We start from the raw sequence: 7,870 nt of genomic DNA, 5'->3' as shown, positions 1-7,870 counted from the left end.
TCCTTCATGGCAGCTTTCAACTCACTATCTTCCAGCAGCCGGCCGGCCCCTTCCATGACCGCCAGCAGGCCGGCTTCAGTATAACGCTTAGGCGGTTTGGTTTCTTTTTCTTTGATTTCTGTTTTGGATGTTTGTATTACTTCCCCCCGGGTCAGTTTCGGTATTACGCCTGCATCTTCGTCTTCGCTCGGTTTATCTTCTGCGGGTGCATATATCATCTTCCACCCCCTGTCCAGTTCAACCCGCCCTGTGGTTAGGAATGTTTCACCGGCGGCTTCGGTTACAACTTTGGTCTGCTTATATTTCGCCGGCAGGAAAAAGATGGCCAGAAACCGGCGTACCACCAGGTCGTATATTTTACGTTCGTCCGGAGGTAATTTGTCCAACACCGGCTTTATGTCCGTAGGGATCAGCGCGGTGTGATCGCTTACTTTAGCGTCATCAACGTAACGTTTACCCGGGATGCCGGCGGCATTGGCGGTAACGGTATAAGGCATGTATTCAGCCACGCTGCCCAGGGCGGACAGACGTTCTGGAATGGTTTTAGCCAGTTCCGTAGTTAAGTGTCGGCTGTCTGTACGGGGGTAGGTAATAAGTTTTCTGGTTTCGTACAGGGACTGGGCCACTTCCAGTGTCCTGGCCGCCGCCAGGCCAAATTTTTTATTGGCTTCTTTTTGCAGGTCGTTGAGGTTGAATAATAGCGGCGGGAGCTCCGCAATGTCCTTTTCTTCCATCTCCAGCACGTTGGCTGGCTGGCCATCAACCCGGGCCTGTACCGCCCGGGCCGCCTGCCGGTCCTGGAAACGGTTTTGCTCGCCTTTAAACCACTTGCCTATGTATAACTGGCCGTTGCTTTTAGTAAACTCGCCGTATAGTTCCCAGTAGGGTTTGGGCACAAAGTTTTTTATCTCGCGTTCCCGGTTGACGATGAGCGCCAGGGTGGGTGTTTGCACCCGGCCAATGGACAGCAGGGTGTTATGCCTTACGGTAAATGAGCGGGTGGCGTTGATACCGATGAGCCAGTCGGCCCGGCTGCGCGCTTGTGCAGCTGCAGCCAGGCGGTTGTATTCTGTCCCGGGCCTAAGTGCGGCAAAGCCTTTTTTGACGGCGGCCGGGGTTGTTTCCGACAGCCAGAGCCGCAGGAAAGGTTTTCGGCAGCCGGCCAGGTGGTAGATATAACGGAAGATGAGCTCGCCCTCGCGCCCGGCGTCGGTTGCGCAGATGAGCTGTTCGATGTCGGGTCTGTTGACCAGCTGTTTAACGATTTTAAACTGTTTTGCGGTTTTCGGGTTGGTTTTGAGTTTAAAGACCGCCGGTATAATGGGCAGGGTATTTAAGTCCCATTTTTTTAACTGTGCGTCGTAATCCTCCGGTTCGGCCAACTCAACCAGGTGGCCGATGGCCCAGGTGACGACATATTCGTTATTTTCCAGGTAGCCGTCTTTTTTCTGAAAGTTGCCTAACACTGCAGCCAGGTCCCGGGCTACGGATGGTTTTTCGGCAATGATTAGGTTTTTAATCTTAATCCACCGCCTTTTCTGCTGATTTGCTAGTTTCTGTACAGGGATTTGATTAATTCTTTTTTGTTTTTGTTCCTGGTTTCGCTTTTAGATACTTCGCCGTTATCCGGGCTTCTGCTTTTAACCAAGTCCTCTTTTACTATCGTTCTAGCTATACTTTCAACTAGCTTTAGATAATTACCCTTTAGTCTGCCACGTTCTTCGATTTGGTTAGCCCGTCTGATAGCCTCCTGCACCTGGACCGGGTTTGCACCGGTATTTTGGCACAATTCTTTTATAATCTTGTTCGTCCGGGATAATTCTACCTGGTCGTTAAATGCCTCACCGGCCATTAATTTATTTTGATTTTGGACTGGTTTTTGAATAATAGCCGGACTCCCGTCCGTCCATCCTTCCGGTTTGTTGTTCAAGATACGGTTATCTATATTAGCTGACGGATGGATAGATGGATAATCTCTGTTAGAAATCTCTGTATAGTAAGTCTCTGGTAATGGTCGGTGCATATTGCCCTTTTCCAAAAGTGCATTTTGCCCATTTGCATTAGTGCATATTGCACTTTTGCGATGAATTCCGGTATCATCTATTGCATTAGTGCAATTTGCACTTTTGCTTTTTTCCGGGCTATGCGATTCTTTTTTAGAAATCAATTCCTCTAATTTGTTGTAATCAATCGTATACCACTTTGTGCGGTCTCTTCTGTCTTGGTTAAAATTTCCGACCAGCAATATGCCTTTATTCTCCAGTTCTGTAAATGTTCTTTTCACTGTATCCAATGACCAAAATTCAAAATTATTTTCATGCCATTCTTGTAATGTGTTGTATGTCCAGTACCGGCCATTGATATAATGCTTTTTCTTTTTCTTGTTTATTTCGATCCAGTAATGCACCTGCTGTATTACAATAGCCTTATTAAGACCTATTTTAACGGCCAATACTTTATCCACGACAATTGGTTGTTCATCGAATAAAATCTTTGCCACAGGGTTTATATCTCACCACCTTAAGAACGGCTGTTCACAGGCTTAAAAATATCGCCGGGTTGATGTCGTTTTTACATCTTTCTGTTGATTTATTACCGGCATTGATATCTTTCGGATTTCCAATGTGTGATCGTGACTGTGGTTCTATGTTATTTAAAGCCTTTCTGATATCTGCCAGCTCACGGCTTATCGTTTCCATAACCGCTTGCACCTGCCTGCCCTGCTCCATCCACTCGCGGGCCACCCGGCTGCGTTCTCCTTCCGGCAATAAAAAAACCGGATGATCTGCGGGTAGTTTTATATGTAGCGACTTGGTGCGACCACCTTTGGACTTACTGGTATCTGACTTCATTAATCTTTTACCACCTTTTCCGTCACACCGGTTATTTTGTGTTGGTGTGACCGGTGAATTCTTACTGTGCGTTGGGTTTGGAATGTATTTAGCAATAAATCGTCACACCGGTTAATACCCGCGTTTTTAAGATGGTGTGACGTTTTACTGTAAAAATATCACTCAAGCCTTGTTATACCTGTGTTAGCCCGGTCGCACCATAAAAATATTAACAGGTGCGACCATCCTGACCTTTACAGCCACAAGGTTTTACAGGCATTTTACAACCTTTTGCGTCACACCGTATCCTGAGTTATGGTGCGACCCTCAAACCGCTTGGGGCTGTAAGGTTTGGGCTGTATATTTTAAATATTTGTCACACCGGATATTTTAAACGAAATTAGCCGGTGTGACGTTTCGCTCTAATATTGGCGCAAAAGCCTTGTGGTGCCTGTATTTCACCGGTCACACCATCGTTTTTTTTAACATCTCTCTCCGAATTTTAAAAACCCCATGGCATTGGCATACTGCGCGTCCGGTATAATTGAAGAACCCGGAAAAATACTTGCCAGTTCCGGCAGTTCCAGAACACCGCCGCCGGCCAGGTAAACCTTGTAAACAAAATCCGCCCGGTCGCCCCATGCAGCCAGTACCCCGTCGGCAATGGACCTGGTAATTCCATCACGTTTGTCCTTTATAACCTGACTAAGATCTATTTCCTGCCCCCTGAACCATATACGACCGGTACGTAATACCTGCTCTATATATACTGCCGGCAGGCGAATACCGGTAAGTTTTAAAAATTCCTCAGCCACGGCCTGGTGCAAGTGTACAATGCCTGCATCTACACTGATGCACATGGATTGTACCGGCCTGCTGCCCCCGTTTCCCAGTTCCAATGCCACACAATCCGTTGTCTTGTGGCCCACATCCACCACGGCAACTATACCGCTTGGGGGCATGTCCGGGGCAACCAGTATAGCCCCGGCACCTTGCGGGTAAACCAGTACGTTTTCAAAACTTATTTGTTTTTTGGGGCCGCCATCTACGGATACCACTGCGGTTAAATTAGTGAGATGCTCAGTAAGGCTTTTCCCTTGTTCGCGGTAATAGTCAACCGGCAGGCCAACCACTAATTTGCCGGGTGCTTCAGGATCTAAAAGTGCAATAGCCGTTAAAAGTACCACGTCATGTACCGGGTGCTTGTGCTTTACTTCGTCCAGGGTAAATTGCACCGAACGCCCTTCCTTGATGGCCAACTGGCCCACAAAGAATTGTTCATCCGGTGATCCTTCTTTGTGGATGGTAACCGTATGGCCGGTACGGTCATCGGAGAGTTCAGCCAGGGGCATGTCCCTGGCCGGGCTGATGACGGAGGGAAAACATACTTTCTTACCACGGTTTGATAACGCTTTGGTATAACCGTATCCAACATCGACGGCCCAAATGTGTTCTTTTTGCGGAAACTGGCAAATACGGGCTTCTTGTGTGTTCATGAAATGACCACCTTTCATTTAATAATTAATTCCATTAAAAAAGCACGGTTTTTCACCGTGCTAAAATATGAGCTTGTTCATTAAAAAAAATTTCAGTGATAAACGGATCAAACTGGGTGCCAGAGCACCGGATTATTTCTTTAACCGCGTCCTCATTCGATAAAGCTTTTTTGTACGGCCTATCCGTAGTCATTGCGTCGAATGCGTCCGCCACCGCGATAATCCTGGCTAATAAAGATATATCATCACCCTTTAGACCGTCAGGATAGCCTGACCCGTCCCAGCGTTCGTGGTGTTGAAGAACAGCCAAAGCTATTGTTGATGGTTTTAATTTGTTACTGTTTGAAAATTTAACCATTTTACTCATAATCATACTTGCACCAATTAACGGGTGCCTGCGCATTAGCTCCCATTCGTCTTTATTCAGCCGATCTGGTTTAAACAGAATACTTTCGTCGATGTTCTTTTTACCAACATCATGTACGGCAGCAGCAAAAGAAACGATTTCAATTAAACCAGGGGATAATCTTTTGGCTATCTGCCTTGCGTATAAAGAAACTCTGTACTGGTGTTTTTCAAGATAATCCTCTTTTAGTGAAGTGTAAATCATTTTAAACCTCCATCTGTAAATTTTTACTATAAATGGTTCATTGATCGATCAAATCTCATTTAGTCATCTTTAAGTCAACAACATCTGAAACCTTACCGTTTACAACAATAAATGGGCTCACGGTAAGGTGTTTTTGTTTTGTATTGCGTTCAGCGGTAATAGTTGTAGTAATAGGGGAACCCTCTACAGCATCTACCGGTACGGTATAAAGCCCGCGCCAGGTATTTACTTCATTTGTAATGTTGTTTGTTGCGGTAAAAACGATATTGGCACCGGTTGAAAAATCAGCATATACATTTTCAGCAAATCCCTCTGTCGTTACTTCCATTAAAATTTCCGCACCTGCTTTTACCTTTACCGGCAATATGGAAGTAGGTAAGGACTGTGTCGGGTCATTAAAGGCAATAGCCAGCACTTTTAAATTTTTAATATTGAGCGTTGTAACTTCTAGTGTTACGTGTAAAATCTTTGGCGTTACGTTTTCATCTGAGGTATCCAGCACGGCTTTTACGGCAAACCTGTTTCCCGAATTGACAGGAACCCAATCACCCGTGGTTACTGCATTCCAAGTTACCCCACCATCAGAGGTTATATAGTAGCTAATTGATGTGCCGACTGGAATATCATCATTAACCGTTAGCTTTATCTCGTCATAGCTTTGTCCTGTAGTTACTACTTTGGAGTAATATTCTCGCGGGTGCATATACCCCCCAGCCAGGGCCAGGCCGGTCACTTCAAGGGAAGATACCCGTGTTACGCTCCCGCTGGCATCGTCATACATGTAATACTGTACATCCCCGGTATCCGTTATAACAGCATAGTCATAACTCTCCGGTTTAACAGAGATAGCCGCTGCACTGGATAAAGGGCCTGTACTTAAAGCAACCGCCTGCTGTGGAGTGCCCGCATCATTATTAAGATAATATTTTGCTGCATTTGTGGTAAGGACCACACTACCGGAATTGTTACTACTTACCGAAACAATACCAGATAGGCCCAATACAGTGCGCCGTGGGTCTTCTACATAACCACCGATGGCGTCATCATATGCGTAGTAATAATAAGCATCTTGTGTGGCCACTATCAGGTCAGGAGAGCCGGATACCACAGATACCGCGATTGGGTTGGTTTTACCTGTATCGAAGCTTAATTCCGGTATTACGGTGCCGGAATTGGCATTATAAACTTGAACTATACCCGACCTTGATAATACAGCTGCCTTATCTTCGGTTGACCAAGAGCTAACAGACACTATATCGGTTAAACCGGCCACAACCAGGTTAGGATTTGTGCTAATGGATGTGCCGTTAAATTTATATAAGGTAAGTTCACTGTTCGTCAGCGCCCATATGTTAGGGGCATCCTGCCTAACGGCAATCCCCAGGGCGCTTGTAACAGATGGTATAGATAGGGCCGTGTTTTCCTTCATTGTTCCCGTTGCATCGTCGTAAGAGAACATTTTTACCCCAGCTGCTGTTGCTACGGCATATTCGTAACCAAACTGCCGCATGGCTATGCTATTTGGCTTATTGACCTGCGGTAAAGTCACCCAACCTGAAGTTGTATCGACTTTAGCAGTTGTTTTACCTGAATCCACGTAATTAAAGTTATTATAGTCATCGTCCAGGATTACTGTGGCCCAAGCTAGCGAAGGGATAAAGAATACAGTAAAAATAGATAAAACCAGAAGTTTTAACAACCTCACAATTTAATTACCTCCCTTCACTGACGCCAGGTTTATTTCGATGATTTTTGGTTGATCCAAATCCAAAACTTTCAGTATAGTTAAGAAGTCCTTGTCTTTAATCCTATAGCTTACCTGCAGCAACCAAACATTATTTTGACATCCGATAGTACTGACTTTTAGGTTGCCGGCTGTTAAGCCGGTTTTTACATTTCGGCTATTTAGGCTTGCAAAGCGTAGCGCCTGGCCCGATAGGTATTGGTTAGCATTCTGCCACTGTCCTTCGGCCACCAAGGTAATGTACTTTTTTACAGCTTGCTCCACTTTGGCGGGCACATTTTGCTCTGATAACCGGCCGTTAAGGTCGGGGCTGATTTCTTTCTGGCTGAATATTTTCCACTTTCCTAGTTTTACAAGCTCAAATTCATAAAATTGCCGGTCAATACCGGCACCCGATCTTATCGTTACATCCGCTAATGCCCGGGCATAGGTACCGTTTTTGTCGTAAGCCTTTATATTAACACTAGTAGCCAATAGGTTGAACCTGGTATGAATGGCTTTAATATTATCCTTGGCATTTATCAGTGCCTCACCGGACAATAAACCCAATGCCTTGTCCCAATTGCTTTGGGAACTGTATTGTAAAAATTGCTTTACTGTAACAGAGATTTCAGGGTCTATATTATTTTCCGGCGGGTCTTTTGAATTTGTGCATCCAGTCATAAAAATAATCAGGGTAATGATAAGTAATAATCTTTTCAAGTAAAATCACCTCTAAAATAAAAACCCCGGGAGTTATCCCCGGGGCGCACTGCTAATTAAGTTTCCAAACTGTTTTCACTTTTGAGGCTATATTGCCGGCCTCATCTTTTACCCTTATCACAATGGCGTTGGGACCGGAGCTGTTTACAGGAATAGTTACAATGCCATCCGCTGGTAAAGCTGAATAAGCACCACCGTTTATACTATATTGCAGATTCGAGCTAACATTATCTGAAGCTGTAATAATAATGTTAATACTGCTGCCGCTTGTAGAGTATGCTCCGGAAACTGTAGCCCAATCCACAGTTGGTGGTGTATGGTCTGCGCCGATGTTATTATTTATATTTGTTACCGTGGTTTGCAGGTTATTTATCTTATTAGTTATATCAGGTAATTGCGTATTACGTATATAGCCGGCAATATTGCCGACACTTTCTGATTTACCCCCATAGGCAACACCGTTATACCACGCATTGTTCATGGCATC

The 7,870-nt window shown here is 45.0% G+C and carries 7 protein-coding genes and 1 pseudogene; all 8 read right to left on the bottom strand.

The annotated features are described in order from the left end of the window. Nucleotides 1-1,466, bottom strand: a 1,466-nt coding sequence (locus H569_RS0116700) for a DNA topoisomerase 3 (protein ID WP_238492591.1), incomplete at its 3' end; no start/stop codon positions are given. A gap of 83 nt (nt 1,467-1,549) precedes the next feature. Further along, nucleotides 1,550-2,500, bottom strand: a complete 951-nt coding sequence (locus H569_RS20800) for a hypothetical protein (RefSeq protein ID WP_051273724.1) — start codon at nt 2,498-2,500, stop codon at nt 1,550-1,552. Nucleotides 2,501-2,534: 34 nt separating this feature from the next. Continuing rightward, entirely contained in the window at nt 2,535-2,852 is a 318-nt protein-coding gene (locus tag H569_RS0116690) for a hypothetical protein (RefSeq protein ID WP_027365919.1), read from the bottom strand. 461 nt (nt 2,853-3,313) lie between these two features. After that, entirely contained in the window at nt 3,314-4,327 is a 1,014-nt protein-coding gene (locus tag H569_RS0116685) for a ParM/StbA family protein (RefSeq protein WP_051273723.1), read from the bottom strand. Nucleotides 4,328-4,379: 52 nt separating this feature from the next. Continuing rightward, on the bottom strand, nt 4,380-4,937 hold the full coding sequence (locus tag H569_RS20795; protein WP_051273722.1) for an HD-GYP domain-containing protein: 558 nt from the start codon (nt 4,935-4,937) through the stop codon (nt 4,380-4,382). 55 nt (nt 4,938-4,992) lie between these two features. Next, nucleotides 4,993-6,642: a hypothetical protein gene (locus H569_RS0116675; RefSeq protein ID WP_027365917.1), complete on the bottom strand. Its 1,650-nt coding sequence runs from the start codon at nt 6,640-6,642 to the stop codon at nt 4,993-4,995. Nucleotides 6,643-6,645: 3 nt separating this feature from the next. Continuing rightward, nucleotides 6,646-7,383, bottom strand: a complete 738-nt coding sequence (locus tag H569_RS0116670) for a hypothetical protein (protein ID WP_027365916.1) — start codon at nt 7,381-7,383, stop codon at nt 6,646-6,648. Nucleotides 7,384-7,435: 52 nt separating this feature from the next. Further along, nucleotides 7,436-7,870 (bottom strand): annotated as a pseudogene (locus tag H569_RS20790) (hypothetical protein); the annotation flags it as partial.

This window comes from Desulfotruncus alcoholivorax DSM 16058 (genome assembly GCF_000430885.1).
GTDB classification, from domain to species: Bacteria; Bacillota; Desulfotomaculia; order Desulfotomaculales; family Desulfallaceae; genus Desulfotruncus; species Desulfotruncus alcoholivorax.
This window is presented reverse-complemented; position numbering and strand designations above follow the sequence as displayed.

Bases quoted from the DNA above. Each gene is read 5' to 3' on its own strand.
- H569_RS0116690 (WP_027365919.1), bottom strand. From the start codon at position 2,852: ATGAAGTCAGATACCAGTAAGTCCAAAGGTGGTCGCACCAAGTCGCTA.
- H569_RS0116685 (WP_051273723.1), bottom strand. From the start codon at position 4,327: ATGAACACACAAGAAGCCCGTATTTGCCAGTTTCCGCAAAAAGAACAC.
- H569_RS20795 (WP_051273722.1), bottom strand. From the start codon at position 4,937: ATGATTTACACTTCACTAAAAGAGGATTATCTTGAAAAACACCAGTAC.